Source organism: Cobetia sp. PDI-23MA, from assembly GCF_059507735.1.
The window spans coordinates 3,836,845-3,859,908 of the sequence record NZ_CM183352.1 but is presented as its reverse complement, the minus strand read 5'-3'; the positions used below and the strand labels follow the sequence as shown (position 1 = coordinate 3,859,908).

Below are 23,064 nucleotides of genomic sequence, written 5' to 3'. Positions count from 1 at the left end.
TCGGAGCAGTAGGCTGGTTGCCTAATTCAGGAGGCAAGGCATGAGCATTCGATCCTTCAAGGGCCTGACGCCGCGACTGGGCGAGCGGGTTTTCATTGACCCGAGCAGTGTGGTGCTGGGCGATGTCGCCCTCGGTGATGACAGCTCGGTATGGCCGCTGGCCGTCATCCGGGGTGACATGCATCGCATCCGTATCGGTGCACGCACCAGCGTGCAGGATGGCGCGGTACTGCATATCACTCACGCCAGCGACTTCAACCCGGGCGGCTATCCGCTGGAAATCGGTGACGACGTCACCATCGGTCACAAGGCCGTATTGCATGGCTGCACCATCCACGACCGCGTGCTGGTCGGCATGGGCGCCATCGTGATGGACGGCGTGGTGGTGGAAGATGAAGTCATCATCGCGGCGGGGGCGCTGGTGCCACCGGGCAAGCGTCTCGAGGGCGGGCATGTGTATGCCGGCAACCCGGCCAAGGCACTGCGCCCGATCAAGGACAGTGAGCGTGAGTTCTTCACCTATTCGGCGGTGAACTACGTCAAGCTGAAGGATCAGCATCTGGCCGAAGGCTACGTCGACTGAATCTCCCTCGCACAGAGCGGCAGACGCAGCAATGATCACTCCCCCGTTGGCTCAGGCCAGCGGGGGAGTGCTCGTTTCAGAGCCGGATTATTCACAAGTCGAGGTCGAATTTTCCGCAAGCCAGGATCGGTTTTCCACGAGCTTTAGAAGGCAGAGATGGCAGTGGCGCGCACAAACCAGGACAAGCCATTGTTTTTCATGAAATGCTTGCGTCATAATCTGGACGTATATCCAGTGCCGGCGTGTGGCGTCTGGTCCAGTGACATCGTCGAGGGCTCGCGACCCGTATTTCATGGCCAATTTTCGTACCCATATCACCGTAGCGGCCTTTGCCGGCGGCATCGTCGCGGCGGCGGGCTGGCAGGGCGGCCTGTGGTCGCTGGCGGAGGGGGTTCCGCTGGCGAGTCTGACCACCTTCGGCGGTATCCTGCCGGATATCGACTCAGACAACTCGCGCGCCATCCGGATCCTGTTCACGCTGTTCGCGGTACTGGCGACCATGGCCTGCGTGCTGCTGCTGCAGGACCGCCTGCTGGCGGGGCCGTTGATGATGGCGGGCGGCGCCACCTATCTGGGCGTGCGCTATGTGGCCAGTGCCATCTTCAAGCGCTTCACCGTCCATCGCGGCATCTGGCACTCGCTGCTGGCATCACTGCTGTGCTCGCTGGGCGTGACGGCCGCCAGCCTGCATGTGCTGGGCCAGAGTGAAGAGCAGGCCTGGTGGCAGGGCGCGGCCCTGTTGTTCGGCGCCATGATTCACCTGTTGCTCGATGAGATGTACAGCGTCGACATGGTCGGCGCGCGCCTGAAGCGCAGCTTCGGGACGGCATTCAAGCTGTTCGATTATCGCGAGCCGGGCAACTCGCTGGCGATGCTGGTGGTGATCGCCGCCATGACGCCCTGGCTGCCGCCATTGTCGGTGCTGGTGGATATCATGCACCTGCAGGGGCCGCTGTCCGTGTTCGGTGCAGGCCTGTCGCGGCTGATGGCCGGCGTCTGAGGCAGTCAGGCCTGTCGTCAGGCGCGTGATGCGCGAGTTGCGTGCATTGGCTCAGCCCCGATAGGGCTCGGCACTCAGGCCATGCTTCTTGAGCTTGTCGTAGAGCGTCTTGCGCGGCAGCCCCAGATGCTCGCAGGCCATCACGACCTGCCCCCGACACTCGGCCAGCGCCTCGCGAATCAGTGCGGCCTCGAAGGCCTCCATGCGCTGCGGCAGGGATTGCGCCTGGGTAGCCGCCTTCACGCTGCTCTCCAGGTCGCTCGGCGCTGTCAGACTGACAGGGTTGTCATCCATGCTGGCCGCGCCTGGCGCCTCGTCTCCTTCTTTTCGACCGCCCCCCGCATCCTGACCGTTGCTCGCCTCTGAACCGAGTGGTCGGCCCTCTGCCATGCTGTCGCCGATATTGCCCTCCAGCCCGCCCAGCAGCACATGGCGTTCCGCACAGTTTCTCAGCTCACGCACGTTGCCCGGCCAGTCATGCGCCAGCAGTGCCTGCAGGGTGGTGGCATCCAGCGGCGGGACTTCCAGGCTGGTGCGTTCGCTGGCCAGAATCGCGAAGTGCCGGAACAGTTGCAGGATATCTTCGGCATGCTCGCGCAGTGGCGGCAGATACAGCGTGACCACGTTCAGGCGGTAGTAGAGGTCCTCGCGGAATTGCCCGGCGCTGGCCGCTTCGCGCAGGTCGCGCTTGGTGGCGGCGATGACGCGTATGTTGATGGGGCGTGGTGTATTGCTGCCGAGCCGCTCGATGCTGCGCTCCTGCAGTACCCGCAACAGCTTGATCTGCAACGACATCGGCATCGATTCGATCTCATCGAGGAACAGGGTGCCGCCGTCGGCGTGTTCCAGCTTGCCGATGCGGCGCTCGCTGGCACCGGTGAAGGCACCTTTCTCATGGCCGAACAGTTCCGACTCGATCAACGTCTCCGGCATGCCGCCACAGTTGAGCGCCACGAAGGGCTTGCTGGCGCGGGCGCTGCGCTCGTGCAGGCAGCGGGCGACACGGTCCTTGCCGGCACCGGTCTCTCCATACAGCAGGGTGTCGGCATCGACTGCCGCCAGGCGTGACACCTGAGCATCCAGGCGCTGCATGAGGTCACTGCTGCCCACCAGTCTGGGGCCGGCGCTGTTGCGCTGGGTATCCAGCTGTTCGCGCAGCGAGCGGTTCTCCAGCGCCAGCCTGCGAGCGGCCACCGCGCGCCGCACGCCATCGAGCATGCGCTCGCGATCGAAGGGCTTCTCGATGAAATCCCAGGCACCGGCCTGCATGGCCGCGACGGCGGTGTCGATGTCGCCATGCCCTGTCATCACGATCACCGGCAGCTCGTCATCAACGGCATGCGCCGCGTGCAGCAGGCTTAGGCCATTCATGCCCGGCATGCGAATGTCCGTGATCACCACACCCTCGAAGGGCGCTTCGGCGCGCAGGATTTCCAGCGCCTGCTCGGCACTGGCCAGCGGGCGAGTGCGGTAATCGGCCAGCATCAGGCTCTGGCTCAGGCTGTCGCGCAGGTGCGGTTCGTCATCCACCACCAGCACCTGCATGTCGGTATTCGTGACGTCGCTCATGACGGCTCCTGTGAAGGGTTGGCGGTGGGTGGCATCGGGGATTGTGAGGGCATCGAGAGCGCCGGCAGCGTCAGCCGGAACAGTGCGCCACCCAGCGGAGAGGGGTGCGCCTCGAGGGTGCCGCCGAGGTCGGCGACGATACGCGCGCTGATCGATAACCCCAGCCCGAGTCCCTGGCCGTCGGCGCGCTGGGTATAGAAGGGTTCGAACACGCGCACCAGTTGCGATGGCTCGAGGCCGGGGCCGTTGTCGTGGACTTCCAGCACGACCTGAGTACCTGCACTGTCCGTTTTCTCATGCAGATTGAGCTGGATGCTGGGGGGCTCCGTGCGCTCGGGGGGCATGTCGGCGAGCGCGTCCAGCGCATTGCCGATCAGGTTGACCAATACCTGCTCCAGACGCACCGGCTCGGCGCGCACTTGGGCCAGTGTTGGACCCGCTTCGCGAATGAGGGTCACGCCGAGCGCCTCGCAGCGTGCATGCAGCAGGCGCAGGGCGTAGTCGAGGCTGGTGGTGAGGTCGATGGCCTCCAGACGGTCACCGCTCTTGCGTGAGAACTGACGCAGCTGCGCGCTGATCTCGCCCATGCGCTGGGTCAGCTCGGTGATCTGGCGCAGGTTGCTCTCGACCTGGGAGGTCTGGGCGCGAGCGAGGAAGGCAGTCGCGTTCTCGGCATAGGCGCGGATGGCGGCCAAAGGCTGATTGAGCTCGTGATTGATGCCGGCGGCCAGTTCCCCCAGCACCGCCAGCTTGGCGGTCTGGATCAATTCATCACGCGTCTCGCGCAGCTCGCGTTCGGCGCGGGTGCGCTCCTCGACTTCGGCACTCAGGCGCGTGTTGCTGGCGGCGAGGTCGCGGGTACGCTCGACCACCCGTTGCTCGAAGGCATCGCGCGCCTGAGCGAGCTGCTCCGCCTGGGCACGGCGTTCGCTGACATCGAAGACCGTGACCAGCCATCGTGGACCATGGGGGCTGGGCAGTGGCGAGCAGGAAAGCTCCAGTGGTACCGCGACTCCCTCGCGCAGGCCATGCACTTCCAGCGGCCCGACGGCGCGGTCCTGGGTCAGGCGGTCCAGCAGGTGGCGCTCGGCCGGCAGGAACAGCTCGCGCAGATCACGCCCTTCGCGGGCGCTGGGCTGCCGGGTTGAGTCTTCCGGTGAGGTGTCGGCGCTCAAGGGCGAGCCGAACAGCGCGATGGCCGTCGGGTTGAGATACACCAGCCGGACCCGCTCATCGAGGATACACAGGCCAGCCTGAGTGCGGTCGATGATGCCGCGCACCCGTTGCTGGCTGCTGGCGAGACTCTGGCGCTCGCGCTCGGCGAACAGGCGACGCTCACGCAGGATGCGCAGTCGCTGCCAGCCCAGCCCTGCCAGCAGACACAGCAAGGCATAGCCACCGGCCGCGAGACCGGCCGTCTGCCAGATACCGCTGCGCAGCGGAGCCAGTGGCTTGAGTACATGCAGGCGCCAGCCGATATCCGGCAGTGGCTGGGACAGGCTCAACCAGGCGTGCTGCCAGAGATCCCCCGGTGTCAGCTGCAACAATTCTATGGAGGTCTTGTCGCTGCGCGACTCAAGGGGCGAGCCAAGCAGCTCCGGCAGCGCCTCGCGATGATGCAGGCGCAGCGGACGCAGGCGCTGATTGGCATAGCGCTGGGTATCGAGCAGTCGGTTGCGTGTCTCCTCGCTGAGTGGTTCCAGCGTGCGCAGCACCCGCTGCGCCTGGCTGGCGATGAAGATCACGCCATGCGGATCAGTGACCATGATGTCAGCATTCTGGTCGAGCCACGCCGCCTCCAATGCCTCTATCTGCACCTTGACCACGGCCACGCCACGTCGCCCCTGTGGGCTGGTGACGGCGGCACTGAAGAAGTAACCGCGTTCTCCTGAGCTGGTGCCCAGCCCGTAGAAGCGGCCTTCGCCACCATTGATGGCGTCTTGCCAGTAGGGTCGGAAGCGGTAGTTCTGGCCGATGAAGGTGTTGGCGGAGCGCCAGTTGCTGGCGGCGATGGTGGTGCCGGTATCATCGACCAGATAGAGGTCCGAGATGCCGGCCAGCTCACGCATGCGGTCCAGGCGCTGATTGAGCGCCACTTCCGCGCTGAGATCTTCAGGGTGATCCAGAAAGTCGCGCAGCTGGTCATTCTCTGCCACCAGCCTGGGCAGATAGGCGTGTCGATTCAGCTGGCCGCGCAGGCTGGCGGCAGTCAGACGCAGTTCGTTGTCTGCCTCATGCCCCAGGCGCTCCAGCCCCTGGCTGCGCGCCATCGAGACCGCCTGCCACACGCACAGCATCAGCCCCAGCGGTAGCACGACCGCCAGTACGAGACGCCACAGCTGCGGCAGGCGCGTGTCCTTCATCGGCAAGCCTTCATGTTCAGGCCCTCATCTCAAGCACTGCATATCCGGAGCTTCATGTTCAGCCAGGGCGTCATGACTGAGCGTCATGAGCCATCCGGCGCCACCTGGGCTCGGCGCAAGGCGCGCTGGGCACGAGTCTCGGCGCGCTCCAGTTCCAGCAGTGAATCCTCGACGAATACCAGATGCTCATGGGCGGCGTTGCGCGCATCTTCCGCGCGGCCTTCCATGATCGCCTCGAACAGGCTGCGGTGCTGCTGGATCAGGCGCGGGCGTGATTCCGGCTTCTCGAACAGGTGGCGCAGGTTGGCCACGATGCTCTTCTCCAGCAACTGGAACAGGCTGCGCATCGAGTGCAGCAACACCACGTTGTGCGCGGCCTCGGCGATGGCGAGGTGGAAGGCGGCATCGGCACCGGCCTCGCGCTCCGGGTCACGTCCCTCGAAGCTCTTCTCCAGGTCCTCGAAGCGCTGGCGCAGCATTGCCTTGTCGGCAGGTGTGGAGCGCATGGCGGCGTAGTAGGCGCTGATGCCTTCCAGCGCATCACGAAATTCCAGCAGATCGAGATTGAACTCACCGTGGCGACTCAGCAGTGCACTGAGCGGGTCCGACCAGGCGCGCGCCAGCTCTTCAGAGACATAGGTGCCGCCGCCCTGGCGTGAGGTCAGCAGTCCGCGCGCGGCCAGCTTTTGGATGGCCTCCCGCACGGAGGGGCGCGAGACCTCGAACTGCTCGGCCAGGGTGCGCTCCGGTGGCAGGCGCTCGCCGGGTTTCAGGCTGCCTTCGATGATCATGCTTTCGAGGCGCTCGGTGAGTACATCGGCGATACGGGGTTGGCGGACGGGGGCGTAACGCATGGAAGTGTCCTTGCGGCAAAGGTGAAAGGCGGCGCCGAACGCTGGAAGGCCAGAGTGCGGCATGCAAGAGAGGGGCGCTTGCGGCGCTGCCGATGATCAGTGTGGCCCGTGGGCATTCCACGCCACAGCCGACATTGGTCTTACCAATATGTGTGATAACCACGCCTCGCGTGGGAGATGAGGACTATCAATAATTGGTAAGACCAATTTTACGCAATAGAGACGCTTTGACCAATGTCTAGATGCCTTGCGCTACATGATGTTTGACCCCTTTCGAGGCGACACTTAGATTATGCCGAAGCACATCAGGGTAAATTGGTATGACCAATTTATCGGAGGGCCTGACCCAAGGGTGCGCCAACCCCCGAGTCCTTCACTGCCGTGCCAGACAACAATCACAACAATTCGCCTGCGGAGTTTCCGTCATGTCCGAGCCACTGCTGGCCTTGCTGGCCTTCACCCCTATCCTGCTGGCGGGCATCCTGCTCGTCGGTCTGCAATGGCCCGCGCGTCGCGCCATGCCATTGGTCTTCCTCGTCACCGCTGCCATCGGCTATTTCGTGTGGCAGATGTCGCTGACGCGCATCCTGGCCTCCACGCTGCAGGGGCTGATGGTGACCGTCTCGGTGCTGTGGATCATCTTCGGCGCCATCTTCTTGCTCAATACGCTCAAGCATTCCGGGGCGATCGCGGTAATCCGCGGCGCCTTCACCACTGTCAGTCCCGACCGCCGCGTACAGGCCATCATCATTGCCTGGCTGTTCGGCAGCTTCATCGAGGGGGCTTCCGGCTTCGGGACGCCTGCGGCCATCGCGGCGCCGTTGCTGGTCGCCATCGGCTTCCCGGCGCTGGGGGCGGTGATGGTGGGCATGATGATCCAGTCGACGCCGGTATCCTTCGGGGCGGTGGGCACGCCGATCGTGATCGGCGTGAATGCGGGCCTCGACAAGGCCAATCTCGGTGAGCAGCTGCTGGCGAACCATTCCAGCTGGGAGGCCTTCCTGCAGCTGATCACCTCGGAAGTCGCCATCGTGCATGGCATCGTCGGCCTGCTGATGCCGCTGTTCATGACCGTGATGATGACGCGCTTCTTCGGGGCGAAGAAAAGCTGGAGCGAGGGGCTGTCGATAGCACCGTTCGCGTTGTTCGCCGGCCTGTGCTTCACACTGCCCTACGTGGCGGCAGGTATCTTCCTCGGCCCGGAGTTCCCGTCACTGATCGGCGCTCTGGTCGGCTTGATCCTCGTGGTGCCAGCGGCGCGTGCCGGCTTTCTATTGCCGAAGGACAGCTGGGATTTTCCGCCCGAGGCCGAGTGGCCCAGGCATTGGCTGGGTGACCTGACGCTGGAGCGTGATGATGTCGAAGCCGCCGCAGCGGGCAGAAAGCCGCTGCCTCTGTGGCTGGCGTGGTTGCCCTATGGGCTGATCGCGCTGCTACTGGTCGCCTCGCGCGTATCGAGTGACTTCAAGGGCTGGCTGGTCAGCGTGCAATTCAGTGCCACTGACCTGCTGGGTGCCAGCGGCATCTCCGGCGCGATACAGCCGCTCTATCTGCCGGGCGGCATCATGGTCTTCGTGGCCCTGATCACGCTGCTGCTGCATCGCATGGCCTCTCGCCAGCTGGTGGCGGCGGCCAGCGAATCCTGGCGCACACTGGTCGGCGCCGGCTTCGTGCTGGTGTTCACCATTCCGATGGTGCGCATCCTGATCAACTCCGGCGTCAACCTGAACGACCTGGCGTCCATGCCGGTGGTGATGGCGGACGTGGTGGCTGACAGTCTCGGTCAGGCGTACCCGTTGTTCGCCTCGGGCATCGGCGCGCTGGGCGCCTTCATCGCCGGCTCCAATACGGTCTCCAACATGATGCTGTCCCAGTTCCAGTTCAACGTCGCCGCCCAGCTCGGGCTGTCGGGAGCGCTGATGGTGGCGCTGCAGGCGGTCGGGGCCGCGGCCGGCAACATGATCGCCATCCACAACGTCGTGGCGGCCTCGGCGACCGTAGGTCTGCTGGGGCGTGAGGGACGTACCCTGCGCATGACGGCGATTCCGACCGCCTACTATCTATTGGCCTCCGGCGTGCTGGGCATTCTGGCGTTCCATCTGGTGGGTCTGAGTGATCCGCTGCTGCCGTAAGCGTGATCCGTGCTGACTGATACCCTGAAAGATATCCTGACTGATAAAGAGACTGGCCATGACCGTCGCTGCTGCCCCTGACTCCACTGCTCACCCTGCCATGTGCGGGCATGCTTCACCCCAGGCGCGTGCTGCTGCCTACGACGCCCTGCGCGAGGCGTTGGCGCAGCACATTCCCGGTGAGCGCCTGATCCATGATCCGCTGCGTACCCTGGCCTACGGCACGGATGCCAGCTTCTATCGGCTGGTGCCGCAGCTGGTGGTGCGGGTGCATGACGAGCAGGAGCTGGGGCATGTGTTGCGCGAGTGCCGGACGCGCAAGCTGCCGGTGACCTTCCGTGCGGCAGGGACGTCGCTGTCCGGGCAGGCGCTGACGGATTCGGTGCTCATCCAGCTGGGCGGCGAGTGGCGAGGGGCGCAGGTGCTGGAGCAGGGCAGCCGCATCTGCCTGCAGCCGGGGGTGATCGGGGCGCGTGCCAATCAGCTGCTGGCCCCCTTCGGGCGCAAGATCGGCCCGGACCCGGCTTCGATCAACAGCTGCATGATCGGCGGCATCGCGGCCAACAATGCGTCCGGCATGTGCTGCGGCACGGCACACAACAGTTATCGCACCGTCGAGGACCTGCGCGTCATTCTCGCCGATGGCACCTGCCTGGATACGGCGTCGCCGGAGAGTGTGCAGGCCTTTCGTGCCAGCCATGGTGGCCTGCTGGCGGAGCTGGAGCGCATGGCGGCCAGTGTGCGCGCCGACCCCGAGCTGGCCGAGCGCATCCGCCACAAGTACCGGCTCAAGAACACTACCGGCTATAGCCTCAATGCACTGGTCGACTATGCCGATGGTCTCGAGATCCTCAAGCATCTGATGATCGGTTCGGAAGGCACGCTGGGCTTCATTGCCTCCATTACCTATCGCACCGTGATCGAGGAGCCGCACAAGGCGGCGGCGCTGGTGTACTACCCGAACATCGATGCGGCCTGTCGCGCCACCATGTTGCTGAAGACGGCGCCGGTCGCGGCGGTGGAGCTGATGGACCGCGCGGCGCTGCGCTCCGTCGAGGACGTACCGGGCATGCCGGACGAGTTGCGCACCCTGCCGGAAGCGGCGGTCGCGCTGCTGGTGGATGTGCGGGGCGCGCATCATCAGGAGTTGGAGGCGCGCATGGCCGAGGTGGGCCGCGTGCTGGAAGGCATCGAAACCTGTGAGTCGTGGGCCTTCACTCAGGATGCGCAGCGTTATGCGCTGTACTGGAAGATCCGCAAGGGCCTGTTCCCGGCTGTCGGCGCAGTGCGTGATCTGGGGACCACCGTGATCATCGAGGATGTCGCCTTCCCCATCGAGCGGCTGGCGGAAGGCGTCGGTGCGCTGACGGAGGTCTTCCAGCGGCATGGTTACTCCCAGGCGATCCTGTTTGGTCACGCGCTGGAGGGCAATCTTCACTTCGTCTTCCCGCAGGGCTTCGAGCGCGAAGGTGAGGTGGAGCGCTATCAGGCGCTGATGGATGACGTCGCGCAGCTGGTGGGGCAGGAATATGGTGGCTCGCTCAAGGCCGAGCATGGCACCGGTCGCAACATGGCGCCTTATGTAGAGCTTGAGTGGGGCAAGGATGCCTATGCCCTGATGTGGCGAATCAAGGAGGTCTTCGATCCGGACAACCTGCTCAACCCGGAAGTGATCCTGACGCGCAATCCTCGCCTGCATCTGGAAAACCTCAAGCCACTGCCGGCAGCGAACCCGCTGGTGGACCGCTGCATCGAGTGCGGTTTCTGTGAGTCGGTCTGTCCGTCGAAGAATCTGAGCCTGACGCCGCGCCAGCGCATCGTCATCCGTCGGGAGATCGCACGCCTGGCTGCGCTTGAGGCACCGGATGATGCACAGCGCGACCAGCTGGCAGCGCTCAGAAAGGAATACGCCTATCAGGGCATGGAGACCTGTGCGGGGGATGGTCTGTGCGCGACCCAGTGTCCGGTCGGCATCAATACCGGTGATCTGATCCGGGGATTGCGTCATGAAGAGAACGCCGGTGCCGATCATCCAGGCAAGGTGAAGGTGGCGCAGTGGGCCGGAGAGTACTTCACTCGTGTCACCAGTGGCATGCGTGGGGTGCTCAGGCTGGCGGATGGGCTGCATGGCGCCGTCGGCACGCGCAACATGCGTCGCCTGACCCGGGCTGCTCGCAAGGTGTCCGGTGACAGGGTGCAGCAATGGTCTCCCAGCATGCCGGCGGCCGCGCCGCGCCCGTATCTCAAACGTCTGGCACAACCCTTGGGTCGCAGTGAGGCGCCGAATGGGCACGTCGTCTATTTTCCGTCCTGCGCCACGCGTGTCTTCGGGGTCGCTACTGATGATCGCGATCCGCGCAGTGTCACCGAGATGGCGCTGGCCTTGATGGACAAGGCAGGCTTCGAGGTCGTGCTGCCGAAAGGTCTGGAGGCACTGTGCTGTGGCATGGCCTTCCAGTCCAAGGGGCAGTTCGAGGCGGGAGATGCCAAGGCCGCCGAGTTGGCAACGGCGCTGGTGGAGGCGAGTGACGGCGGACGGCTGCCGATCTTCTGTGATACCAGCCCGTGCCTGGCACAGGCTCAGGCCTATGCGCGCGAGCATCTTGAGGTGTCGCTCATTTTGGTCGAGCCGGTGCAGCTGGTCCTCGACTATCTATTGCCCTATCTCTCGATCACACCGCTCAAGGCGAAAGTCGCGGTGCATGTCACCTGCTCCAGTGTCCGAATGGGGCTGGCGGAGCAGTTCGTGGCGCTGGCGCGGCAGTGCGCCAGTGAAGTCGTCGTGCCGGAAGAGATCACCTGCTGCGGCTTCGCCGGCGACAAGGGCTTCAGTACCCCGGAGCTCAATGCTTCGGCATTGAAGGGGCTGAAGGAGGTAGTGGCCGATTGCGACTACGGAGTTTCCAATTCGCGCACCTGCGAGATAGGGCTGAGTGAGCACTCCGGGCTCAGCTATCAATCGATTCTCGGTCTGGTCGATAGAGCATCGGCACCAAGGTGATGGGAGATGTACGAGATGCATGACACCCTGATGACAATCTCTTGAAAAAGCCCTTGCCCTCACGGCGGTTCGTGCGTAAAGTACGCATCCGCTGCCGGGGACGCATGGCGTTGCCAGCGGTGAAAGAGGTTTGCAGGTGATTGTTTTGCTTGATGTTTTTGGAGTCCGCTTCGAATTCATCGATTGACAATCCCGAGCGATTCGCTAGAATACGCCGCACTCCTTGTGGAGCAGGTGATCGAGCAAGGCTCCTCACCGCTTGATGATGCTTAGAGGCGGTCGACTGACTCATCATCAAGTGCTTGACTTCTCAAGCGTTCCGGGTAGAATATGCCTCCTCGCTTCACAGCGACGCTCTTTAAAAATTTGATCAGGTAATTCGTGTGAGCGCTTGCCGATGAGTGGTGACAAGGTCACCAAATATCGGAGCAAGCCTCTCACGAGAAGTTTGACTCTGAACCAAGTTTGGTCTGCTTAACAGACTATCAAGCTTTCAACTGAAGAGTTTGATCATGGCTCAGATTGAACGCTGGCGGCAGGCTTAACACATGCAAGTCGAGCGGAAACGATCCTAGCTTGCTAGGAGGCGTCGAGCGGCGGACGGGTGAGTAATGCATGGGAATCTGCCCGATAGTGGGGGACAACCTGGGGAAACTCAGGCTAATACCGCATACGTCCTACGGGAGAAAGCAGGGGATCTTCGGACCTTGCGCTATCGGATGAGCCCATGTCGGATTAGCTTGTTGGTGAGGTAACGGCTCACCAAGGCGACGATCCGTAGCTGGTCTGAGAGGATGATCAGCCACACTGGGACTGAGACACGGCCCAGACTCCTACGGGAGGCAGCAGTGGGGAATATTGGACAATGGGCGAAAGCCTGATCCAGCCATGCCGCGTGTGTGAAGAAGGCCTTCGGGTTGTAAAGCACTTTCAGCGAGGAAGAACGCTTGTGGGTTAATACCCCGCAAGAAAGACATCACTCGCAGAAGAAGCACCGGCTAACTCCGTGCCAGCAGCCGCGGTAATACGGAGGGTGCAAGCGTTAATCGGAATTACTGGGCGTAAAGCGCGCGTAGGTGGCTAAGTCAGCCAGGTGTGAAAGCCCCGGGCTCAACCTGGGAACGGCATCTGGAACTGCTTGGCTAGAGTGCAGGAGAGGAAGGTAGAATTCCCGGTGTAGCGGTGAAATGCGTAGAGATCGGGAGGAATACCAGTGGCGAAGGCGGCCTTCTGGACTGACACTGACACTGAGGTGCGAAAGCGTGGGTAGCAAACAGGATTAGATACCCTGGTAGTCCACGCCGTAAACGATGTCAACTAGCCGTTGGGTCCCTTGAGGACTTAGTGGCGCAGCTAACGCAATAAGTTGACCGCCTGGGGAGTACGGCCGCAAGGTTAAAACTCAAATGAATTGACGGGGGCCCGCACAAGCGGTGGAGCATGTGGTTTAATTCGATGCAACGCGAAGAACCTTACCTACCCTTGACATCCAGAGGACTTTCCAGAGATGGATTGGTGCCTTCGGGAACTCTGAGACAGGTGCTGCATGGCTGTCGTCAGCTCGTGTTGTGAAATGTTGGGTTAAGTCCCGTAACGAGCGCAACCCCTATCCTTATTTGCCAGCGAGTCATGTCGGGAACTCTAAGGAGACTGCCGGTGACAAACCGGAGGAAGGTGGGGACGACGTCAAGTCATCATGGCCCTTACGGGTAGGGCTACACACGTGCTACAATGGCAAGTACAAAGGGTTGCAATACGGCGACGTGGAGCCAATCCCATAAAGCTTGCCTCAGTCCGGATTGGAGTCTGCAACTCGACTCCATGAAGTCGGAATCGCTAGTAATCGTGGATCAGAATGCCACGGTGAATACGTTCCCGGGCCTTGTACACACCGCCCGTCACACCATGGGAGTGGACTGCACCAGAAGTGGTTAGCCTAACCTTCGGGAGGGCGATCACCACGGTGTGGTTCATGACTGGGGTGAAGTCGTAACAAGGTAGCCCTAGGGGAACCTGGGGCTGGATCACCTCCTTATCGACACTGTCTATCGCTCGCGGCAAGTGCTCACAACGAATTACCTGATCTTATTGCTGGCTTAGCCGGCAGTGGCAAGCGTGCTCATCAGAGCGCGCTTCTCACTGTTCTCTGAACAGCCGCTCTTTAACAATGTGAATCATGCTGACGATGGAATGTGCGCCAAGCACATCTCCATCAAACGATATGTCGGAGAGGTCCGACACAATCGTAATCCTTGACAGACCCCTTGGGGTTATATGGTCAAGCGATTAAGCGCATACGGTGGATGCCTTGGCAGCCAGAGGCGATGAAGGACGTGATAGCCTGCGATAAGCGTTGGCGAGGTGGCAAATACCCTGCGACCCAACGATTTCCGAATGGGGAAACCCACTCACCATCAGGTGAGTATCTATAGGCCAATACATAACCTATAGAGGCAAACCCGGGGAACTGAAACATCTAAGTACCCGGAGGAAAAGAAATCAACCGAGATTCCCCAAGTAGCGGCGAGCGAACGGGGACCAGCCCTTAAGCGTGACAACCGACAGGCGAACAAGCTGGGAAGCTTGACGATACAGGGTGATAGTCCCGTAGTCGAAGTCCGAGTCACGTGAAATCGAGTAGGTCGGGGCACGAGAAACCCTGACTGAACATGGGGGGACCATCCTCCAAGGCTAAATACTCCTGGCTGACCGATAGTGAACCAGTACCGTGAGGGAAAGGCGAAAAGAACCCCGGCGAGGGGAGTGAAATAGATCCTGAAACCGTATGCGTACAAGCAGTGGGAGCACCTTCGTGGTGTGACCGCGTACCTTTTGTATAATGGGTCAGCGACTTATATTCTGTGGCGAGCTTAACCGTATAGGGGAGGCGTAGGGAAACCGAGTCTTAACTGGGCGACCAGTCGCAGGGTATAGACCCGAAACCGGGCGATCTATCCATGGCCAGGGTGAAGATTGAGTAACATCAATTGGAGGCCCGAACCCAAGTATGTTGAAAAATGCTGGGATGAGCTGTGGATCGGAGTGAAAGGCTAATCAAGCCCGGAGATAGCTGGTTCTCCTCGAAAGCTATTTAGGTAGCGCCTCACGTATCACCGCTGGGGGTAGAGCACTGTTTCGGCTAGGGGGTCATCCCGACTTACCAACCCGAGGCAAACTCCGAATACCAGTGAGTGCAGCGTGGGAGACACACAGCGGGTGCTAACGTCCGTTGTGAAAAGGGAAACAACCCAGACCGTCAGCTAAGGTCCCAAAATCCTGATTAAGTGGGAAACGATGTGGGAAGGCTCAGACAGCTAGGAGGTTGGCTTAGAAGCAGCCATCCTTTAAAGAAAGCGTAATAGCTCACTAGTCGAGTCGGCCTGCGCGGAAGATATAACGGGGCTAAATCAGGTACCGAAGCTACGGGTTCATCCTCTGGATGAGCGGTAGAGGAGCGTCGTGTAAGCCAATGAAGGTGGATTGAGAAGTCTGCTGGAGGTATCACGAGTGCGAATGCTGACATGAGTAACGATAAGGGGAGTGAAAAACTCCCCCGCCGGAAGACCAAGGTTTTCTGTTCTACGTTAATCGGAGCAGAGTGAGTCGGCCCCTAAGGCGAGGCGGAAACGCGTAGTCGATGGGAAACGGGTTAATATTCCCGTACCGGATGTGGTTGCGATGGGGGGACGAAGAAGGCTAGGTGAGCCAGGCGTTGGTTGTCCTGGTGAAAGCATGTAGGCCGAGGAATCAGGCAAATCCGGTTCCTCTGAGGTCGAGATGCGAGACGAACTGACCACGGTCAGGAAGTCATCGATGCCACGCTTCCAGGAAAAGCCTCTAAGCTTCAGATCACATGCGACCGTACCCCAAACCGACACAGGTGGTCAGGTAGAGAATACCAAGGCGCTTGAGAGAACTCGGGTGAAGGAACTAGGCAAAATGGCACCGTAACTTCGGGAGAAGGTGCACCGGTTAGAGTGAAGGACTTGCTCCGTAAGCTCCTACCGGTCGAAGATACCAGGTGGCTGCAACTGTTTATTAAAAACACAGCACTCTGCAAACGCGCAAGCGGACGTATAGGGTGTGACGCCTGCCCGGTGCCGGAAGGTTAATTGATGGGGTTAGGATTCGTCCGAAGCTCTTGATCGAAGCCCCGGTAAACGGCGGCCGTAACTATAACGGTCCTAAGGTAGCGAAATTCCTTGTCGGGTAAGTTCCGACCTGCACGAATGGCGTAATGATGGCCACGCTGTCTCCACCCGAGACTCAGTGAAATTGAAATCGCAGTGAAGATGCTGTGTACCCGCGGCTAGACGGAAAGACCCCGTGAACCTTTACTATAGCTTTACACTGGATGCTGATGTTGTCTGTGTAGGATAGCTGGGAGGCTTTGAAACCACATCGCCAGATGCGGTGGAGCCAACCTTGAAATACCAGCCTGACATCATTGGCGTTCTAACTCAGGTCCGTCATCCGGATCGAGGACAGTGTATGGTGGGTAGTTTGACTGGGGCGGTCTCCTCCCAAAGAGTAACGGAGGAGCACGAAGGTACCCTCAGCACGGTTGGAAATCGTGCATTGAGTGCAAGAGCATAAGGGTGCTTGACTGCGAGACAGACACGTCGAGCAGGTACGAAAGTAGGTTCTAGTGATCCGGTGGTTCTGTATGGAAGGGCCATCGCTCAACGGATAAAAGGTACTCCGGGGATAACAGGCTGATACCGCCCAAGAGTTCACATCGACGGCGGTGTTTGGCACCTCGATGTCGGCTCATCACATCCTGGGGCTGAAGTCGGTCCCAAGGGTATGGCTGTTCGCCATTTAAAGTGGTACGCGAGCTGGGTTTAGAACGTCGTGAGACAGTTCGGTCCCTATCTGCCGTGGGCGTCGGAAGTTTGAGAAGAGCTGCTCCTAGTACGAGAGGACCGGAGTGGACGAACCTCTGGTGTTCGGGTTGTCATGCCAATGGCATTGCCCGGTAGCTACGTTCGGACGGGATAACCGCTGAAGGCATCTAAGCGGGAAGCCCCCTTCAAGATGAGACTTCCCTGAGGCCTTGCGCCTCCTGAAGGGCCCTTGAAGACGACAAGGTTGATAGGCTGGGTGTGGAAGCACAGCAATGTGTTGAGCTAACCAGTACTAATTGCCCGTGAGGCTTGACCATATAACACCCAAGGGGTTTGCCCAGGCAAACCGCCGGGATTGCGACAGGATCGACGACATATCGGTCAGCATGATTCATATTGCGAGTCGCGAGGTCACAAGCCTCGAGACTCAGGCATCGCAAGATGCCACCGTTTCGCCTGACGACCATAGCGAGCGTGAACCACCCGATCCCATGCCGAACTCGGAAGTGAAACCGCTTAGCGCCGATGGTAGTGTGGAGTTTCTCCATGTGAGAGTAGGTCATCGTCAGGCACTTATCCCGAACCGCCCCTGTAGCCTTGCTGCAGGGGCGGTTCTCTTTGTGCTCAGGAAAAGTTGGCGCAATAGAAAAGCCGTGTGCAGAAAGACATGCATGGAAAAGTGCTGCGAGAGATAAGCCCTCCCAGGCCGCGCAAGAAGAAAGTCTTTGGCTTATCATCGTGCTGGGATGGCTCTGTCATTGACGAAAAATGATGTGCGCTTTTTCTTTATGCTTGGTTTCTTGTGCGGCTTGAGGCACCTCGCATGGGTCTGTCGGCGTCGAAGCTCATCAGAGGGATGCTCATTTCGATCATGTCTGGGGCGGGAGTGGTGTCATTCAGGATGCTTTTTATGCGTAAGACCGTGTTTTTGCGTGCGCTGCCAGGTGAAGAAAAGGGTGCTAAAAACGAGCCTTGTTGCCAGAGATCGGCTGGCTGGAGTGCTCCAGGTGCCAGAATCAGGGGGTGTGAAGGCGAAATCTGACCTGATCTTCAAAAAGCCCTTGCCCTCACGGCGGTTCGTGCGTAAAGTACGCATCCGCTGCCGGGGACGCATGGCGTTGCCAGCGGTGAAAGAGGTTTGCAGGTGATTGTTTTGTTTGATGTTTTCGAAGTTCGCTTCGATATCATCGATTGACAATCGCGGGCGATTCGTTAGAATACGCCGCACTCCCTGTAGAACAGGTGGTCGAGCAACGCTCCTCACCGCTTGATGATGCTTAGAGGCAATCGACTGACTCATCATCAAGTGCTTGACTTCTCAAGCGTTTCGTGTAGAATGTGCCTCCTCGCTTCGCAGCGACGCTCTTTAAAAATTTGATCAGGTAATTCGTGTGAGCGCTTGCCGATGAGTGGTGACAAGGTCACCAAATATCGGAGCAAGCCTCTCACGAGAAGTTTGACTCTGAACCAAGTTTGGTCTGCTTAACAGACTATCAAGCTTTCAACTGAAGAGTTTGATCATGGCTCAGATTGAACGCTGGCGGCAGGCTTAACACATGCAAGTCGAGCGGAAACGATCCTAGCTTGCTAGGAGGCGTCGAGCGGCGGACGGGTGAGTAATGCATGGGAATCTGCCCGATAGTGGGGGACAACCTGGGGAAACTCAGGCTAATACCGCATACGTCCTACGGGAGAAAGCAGGGGATCTTCGGACCTTGCGCTATCGGATGAGCCCATGTCGGATTAGCTTGTTGGTGAGGTAACGGCTCACCAAGGCGACGATCCGTAGCTGGTCTGAGAGGATGATCAGCCACACTGGGACTGAGACACGGCCCAGACTCCTACGGGAGGCAGCAGTGGGGAATATTGGACAATGGGCGAAAGCCTGATCCAGCCATGCCGCGTGTGTGAAGAAGGCCTTCGGGTTGTAAAGCACTTTCAGCGAGGAAGAACGCTTGTGGGTTAATACCCCGCAAGAAAGACATCACTCGCAGAAGAAGCACCGGCTAACTCCGTGCCAGCAGCCGCGGTAATACGGAGGGTGCAAGCGTTAATCGGAATTACTGGGCGTAAAGCGCGCGTAGGTGGCTAAGTCAGCCAGGTGTGAAAGCCCCGGGCTCAACCTGGGAACGGCATCTGGAACTGCTTGGCTAGAGTGCAGGAGAGGAAGGTAGAATTCCCGGTGTAGCGGTGAAATGCGTAGAGATCGGGAGGAATACCAGTGGCGAAGGCGGCCTTCTGGACTGACACTGACACTGAGGTGCGAAAGCGTGGGTAGCAAACAGGATTAGATACCCTGGTAGTCCACGCCGTAAACGATGTCAACTAGCCGTTGGGTCCCTTGAGGACTTAGTGGCGCAGCTAACGCAATAAGTTGACCGCCTGGGGAGTACGGCCGCAAGGTTAAAACTCAAATGAATTGACGGGGGCCCGCACAAGCGGTGGAGCATGTGGTTTAATTCGATGCAACGCGAAGAACCTTACCTACCCTTGACATCCAGAGGACTTTCCAGAGATGGATTGGTGCCTTCGGGAACTCTGAGACAGGTGCTGCATGGCTGTCGTCAGCTCGTGTTGTGAAATGTTGGGTTAAGTCCCGTAACGAGCGCAACCCCTATCCTTATTTGCCAGCGAGTCATGTCGGGAACTCTAAGGAGACTGCCGGTGACAAACCGGAGGAAGGTGGGGACGACGTCAAGTCATCATGGCCCTTACGGGTAGGGCTACACACGTGCTACAATGGCAAGTACAAAGGGTTGCAATACGGCGACGTGGAGCCAATCCCATAAAGCTTGCCTCAGTCCGGATTGGAGTCTGCAACTCGACTCCATGAAGTCGGAATCGCTAGTAATCGTGGATCAGAATGCCACGGTGAATACGTTCCCGGGCCTTGTACACACCGCCCGTCACACCATGGGAGTGGACTGCACCAGAAGTGGTTAGCCTAACCTTCGGGAGGGCGATCACCACGGTGTGGTTCATGACTGGGGTGAAGTCGTAACAAGGTAGCCCTAGGGGAACCTGGGGCTGGATCACCTCCTTATCGACACTGTCTATCGCTCGCGGCAAGTGCTCACAACGAATTACCTGATCTTATTGCTGGCTTAGCCGGCAGTGGCAAGCGTGCTCATCAGAGCGCGCTTCTCACTGTTCTCTGAACAGCCGCTCTTTAACAATGTGAATCATGCTGACGATGGAATGTGCGCCAAGCACATCTCCATCAACACGATATGTCGGAGAGGTCCGACAAAATCGTAATCCTTGACAGACCCCTTGGGGTTATATGGTCAAGCGATTAAGCGCATACGGTGGATGCCTTGGCAGCCAGAGGCGATGAAGGACGTGATAGCCTGCGATAAGCGTTGGCGAGGTGGCAAATACCCTGCGACCCAACGATTTCCGAATGGGGAAACCCACTCACCATCAGGTGAGTATCCATGAGCCAATACATAACTCATGGAGGCAAACCCGGGGAACTGAAACATCTAAGTACCCGGAGGAAAAGAAATCAACCGAGATTCCCCAAGTAGCGGCGAGCGAACGGGGACCAGCCCTTAAGCGTGACAACTGACAGGCGAACAAGCTGGGAAGCTTGACGATACAGGGTGATAGTCCCGTAGTCGAAGTCCGAGTCACGTGAAATCGAGTAGGTCGGGGCACGAGAAACCCTGACTGAACATGGGGGGACCATCCTCCAAGGCTAAATACTCCTGGCTGACCGATAGTGAACCAGTACCGTGAGGGAAAGGCGAAAAGAACCCCGGCGAGGGGAGTGAAATAGATCCTGAAACCGTATGCGTACAAGCAGTGGGAGCACCTTCGTGGTGTGACCGCGTACCTTTTGTATAATGGGTCAGCGACTTATATTCTGTGGCGAGCTTAACCGTATAGGGGAGGCGTAGGGAAACCGAGTCTTAACTGGGCGACCAGTCGCAGGGTATAGACCCGAAACCGGGCGATCTATCCATGGCCAGGGTGAAGATTGAGTAACATCAATTGGAGGCCCGAACCCAAGTATGTTGAAAAATGCTGGGATGAGCTGTGGATCGGAGTGAAAGGCTAATCAAGCCCGGAGATAGCTGGTTCTCCTCGAAAGCTATTTAGGTAGCGCCTCACGTATCACCGCTGGGGGTAGAGCACTGTTTCGGCTAGGGGGTCATCCCGACTTACCAACCCGAGGCAAACTCCGAATACCAGTGAGTGCAGCGTGGGAGACACACAGCGGGTGCTAACGTCCGTTGTGAAAAGGGAAACAACCCAGACCGTCAGCTAAGGTCCCAAAATCCTGATTAAGTGGGAAACGATGTGGGAAGGCTCAGACAGCTAGGAGGTTGGCTTAGAAGCAGCCATCCTTTAAAGAAAGCGTAATAGCTCACTAGTCGAGTCGGCCTGCGCGGAAGATATAACGGGGCTAAATCAGGTACCGAAGCTACGGGTTCATCCTCTGGATGAGCGGTAGAGGAGCGTCGTGTAAGCCAATGAAGGTGGATTGAGAAGTCTGCTGGAGGTATCACGAGTGCGAATGCTGACATGAGTAACGATAAGGGGAGTGAAAAACTCCCCCGCCGGAAGACCAAGGTTTTCTGTTCTACGTTAATCGGAGCAGAGTGAGTCGGCCCCTAAGGCGAGGCGGAAACGCGTAGTCGATGGGAAACGGGTTAATATTCCCGTACCGGATGTGGTTGCGATGGGGGGACGAAGAAGGCTAGGTGAGCCAGGCGTTGGTTGTCCTGGTGAAAGCATGTAGGCCGAGGAATCAGGCAAATCCGGTTCCTCTGAGGTCGAGATGCGAGACGAACTGACCACGGTCAGGAAGTCATCGATGCCACGCTTCCAGGAAAAGCCTCTAAGCTTCAGATCACATGCGACCGTACCCCAAACCGACACAGGTGGTCAGGTAGAGAATACCAAGGCGCTTGAGAGAACTCGGGTGAAGGAACTAGGCAAAATGGCACCGTAACTTCGGGAGAAGGTGCACCGGTTAGAGTGAAGGACTTGCTCCGTAAGCTCCTACCGGTCGAAGATACCAGGTGGCTGCAACTGTTTATTAAAAACACAGCACTCTGCAAACGCGCAAGCGGACGTATAGGGTGTGACGCCTGCCCGGTGCCGGAAGGTTAATTGATGGGGTTAGGATTCGTCCGAAGCTCTTGATCGAAGCCCCGGTAAACGGCGGCCGTAACTATAACGGTCCTAAGGTAGCGAAATTCCTTGTCGGGTAAGTTCCGACCTGCACGAATGGCGTAATGATGGCCACGCTGTCTCCACCCGAGACTCAGTGAAATTGAAATCGCAGTGAAGATGCTGTGTACCCGCGGCTAGACGGAAAGACCCCGTGAACCTTTACTATAGCTTTACACTGGATGCTGATGTTGTCTGTGTAGGATAGCTGGGAGGCTTTGAAACCACATCGCCAGATGCGGTGGAGCCAACCTTGAAATACCAGCCTGACATCATTGGCGTTCTAACTCAGGTCCGTCATCCGGATCGAGGACAGTGTATGGTGGGTAGTTTGACTGGGGCGGTCTCCTCCCAAAGAGTAACGGAGGAGCACGAAGGTACCCTCAGCACGGTTGGAAATCGTGCATTGAGTGCAAGAGCATAAGGGTGCTTGACTGCGAGACAGACACGTCGAGCAGGTACGAAAGTAGGTTCTAGTGATCCGGTGGTTCTGTATGGAAGGGCCATCGCTCAACGGATAAAAGGTACTCCGGGGATAACAGGCTGATACCGCCCAAGAGTTCACATCGACGGCGGTGTTTGGCACCTCGATGTCGGCTCATCACATCCTGGGGCTGAAGTCGGTCCCAAGGGTATGGCTGTTCGCCATTTAAAGTGGTACGCGAGCTGGGTTTAGAACGTCGTGAGACAGTTCGGTCCCTATCTGCCGTGGGCGTCGGAAGTTTGAGAAGAGCTGCTCCTAGTACGAGAGGACCGGAGTGGACGAACCTCTGGTGTTCGGGTTGTCATGCCAATGGCATTGCCCGGTAGCTACGTTCGGACGGGATAACCGCTGAAGGCATCTAAGCGGGAAGCCCCCTTCAAGATGAGACTTCCCTGAGGCCTTGCGCCTCCTGAAGGGCCCTTGAAGACGACAAGGTTGATAGGCTGGGTGTGGAAGCACAGCAATGTGTTGAGCTAACCAGTACTAATTGCCCGTGAGGCTTGACCATATAACACCCAAGGGGTTTGCCCAGGCAAACCGCCGGGATTGCGACAGGATCGAGACATATCGGTCAGCATGATTCATATTGCGAGTCACGAGGCCAAAAGCCTCGAGACTCAGGCATCGCAAGATGCCACCGTTTCGCCTGACGACCATAGCGAGCGTGAACCACCCGATCCCATGCCGAACTCGGAAGTGAAACCGCTTAGCGCCGATGGTAGTGTGGAGTTTCTCCATGTGAGAGTAGGTCATCGTCAGGCACTTATCCCGAACCGCCCCTGTAGCCTTGCTGCAGGGGCGGTTCTCTTTGTGCTCAGGAAAAGTGGCGCGCAGGAAGAGTCGTGTGCGAGACAGAAGCTGCGCTGAGCAAAGAATGCTGAGTAGAGTGAGCTTGCGCTGAGAGCAGTAATCTAAGAGCGCCCAGGATCAATTGAGAAAGCCCGGCCCCCTCAGGAGTCGGGCTTTTTGCGTTCAATGTGCAAATACGGCGCTGAGAGATAGACAGCATGAGGTGCCAGGCAAAATGCCGTAGTCTCTGAGCACGACTCT

General features: G+C 59.2%; 8 protein-coding genes and 6 rRNA genes. 10 read left to right on the top strand and 4 right to left on the bottom strand.

Annotated features, from left to right (window positions below):
* Window positions 1-40 precede the first annotated feature (40 nt).
* Together AC5WNJ_RS16440 and AC5WNJ_RS16435 are read left to right on the top strand one after the other, a co-directional pair.
* Window positions 41-583 (top strand): gamma carbonic anhydrase family protein, encoded by a 543-nt coding sequence (locus tag AC5WNJ_RS16440; RefSeq protein ID WP_495930218.1) that lies wholly within the window; start codon window positions 41-43, stop codon window positions 581-583.
* 292 nt (window positions 584-875) lie between these two features.
* Window positions 876-1,583: a metal-dependent hydrolase gene (locus tag AC5WNJ_RS16435; protein ID WP_495930217.1), complete on the top strand. Its 708-nt coding sequence runs from the start codon at window positions 876-878 to the stop codon at window positions 1,581-1,583.
* Window positions 1,584-1,634: 51 nt separating this feature from the next.
* On the opposite strand, the gene AC5WNJ_RS16430 is transcribed toward AC5WNJ_RS16435, so the two are convergent.
* From AC5WNJ_RS16430 to AC5WNJ_RS16420, 3 genes are all read right to left on the bottom strand, one after another.
* Window positions 1,635-3,152, bottom strand: a complete 1,518-nt coding sequence (locus tag AC5WNJ_RS16430) for a sigma-54-dependent transcriptional regulator (RefSeq protein ID WP_495930216.1) — start codon at window positions 3,150-3,152, stop codon at window positions 1,635-1,637.
* Window positions 3,149-5,515, bottom strand: coding sequence for an ATP-binding protein (locus AC5WNJ_RS16425; RefSeq protein ID WP_495930215.1), 2,367 nt, complete (start codon window positions 5,513-5,515; stop codon window positions 3,149-3,151). Before AC5WNJ_RS16425 ends, AC5WNJ_RS16430 begins: the two co-directional genes overlap by 4 nt.
* An 83-nt stretch (window positions 5,516-5,598) precedes the next feature.
* The gene (locus tag AC5WNJ_RS16420; RefSeq protein WP_495930214.1) at window positions 5,599-6,369 is read right to left on the bottom strand and encodes an FCD domain-containing protein; all 771 of its coding nucleotides are present in this window, start codon (window positions 6,367-6,369) and stop codon (window positions 5,599-5,601) included.
* A gap of 425 nt (window positions 6,370-6,794) precedes the next feature.
* On the opposite strand from AC5WNJ_RS16420, the gene AC5WNJ_RS16415 reads away from it, so the two are divergent.
* The 5 genes from AC5WNJ_RS16415 (at window position 6,795) to rrf (AC5WNJ_RS16395) (ending at window position 16,920) form a co-directional block, all read left to right on the top strand.
* Window positions 6,795-8,501 carry an L-lactate permease gene (locus tag AC5WNJ_RS16415; RefSeq protein WP_176678503.1) on the top strand — a complete coding sequence of 569 codons (1,707 nt, stop codon included), beginning with the start codon at window positions 6,795-6,797 and terminating at the stop codon, window positions 8,499-8,501.
* A 58-nt stretch (window positions 8,502-8,559) separates the two neighbouring features.
* The gene (locus AC5WNJ_RS16410; RefSeq protein WP_495930213.1) at window positions 8,560-11,502 is read left to right on the top strand and encodes an FAD-binding and (Fe-S)-binding domain-containing protein; all 2,943 of its coding nucleotides are present in this window, start codon (window positions 8,560-8,562) and stop codon (window positions 11,500-11,502) included.
* 494 nt (window positions 11,503-11,996) lie between these two features.
* A 16S ribosomal RNA gene (locus tag AC5WNJ_RS16405) occupies window positions 11,997-13,537 on the top strand.
* Between the two features lie 241 nt (window positions 13,538-13,778).
* A 23S ribosomal RNA gene (locus tag AC5WNJ_RS16400) occupies window positions 13,779-16,666 on the top strand.
* A gap of 138 nt (window positions 16,667-16,804) precedes the next feature.
* A 5S ribosomal RNA gene (gene rrf / locus AC5WNJ_RS16395) occupies window positions 16,805-16,920 on the top strand.
* Window positions 16,921-17,241: 321 nt separating this feature from the next.
* On the opposite strand, the gene AC5WNJ_RS16390 is transcribed toward rrf (AC5WNJ_RS16395), so the two are convergent.
* On the bottom strand, window positions 17,242-17,547 hold the full coding sequence (locus tag AC5WNJ_RS16390) for a hypothetical protein (protein ID WP_495930212.1): 306 nt from the start codon (window positions 17,545-17,547) through the stop codon (window positions 17,242-17,244).
* Window positions 17,548-17,851: 304 nt separating this feature from the next.
* Between AC5WNJ_RS16390 and AC5WNJ_RS16385 the strand changes: the two genes are divergently transcribed.
* The 3 genes from AC5WNJ_RS16385 (at window position 17,852) to rrf (AC5WNJ_RS16375) (ending at window position 22,775) form a co-directional block, all read left to right on the top strand.
* A 16S ribosomal RNA gene (locus tag AC5WNJ_RS16385) occupies window positions 17,852-19,392 on the top strand.
* A 242-nt stretch (window positions 19,393-19,634) separates the two neighbouring features.
* Window positions 19,635-22,522: ribosomal RNA gene (locus AC5WNJ_RS16380) — 23S ribosomal RNA — on the top strand.
* A gap of 137 nt (window positions 22,523-22,659) precedes the next feature.
* Window positions 22,660-22,775 (top strand): 5S ribosomal RNA (gene rrf, locus AC5WNJ_RS16375).
* Together the 16S, 23S and 5S rRNA genes form the textbook arrangement of a ribosomal RNA operon.
* Window positions 22,776-23,064: the final 289 nt, after the last annotated feature.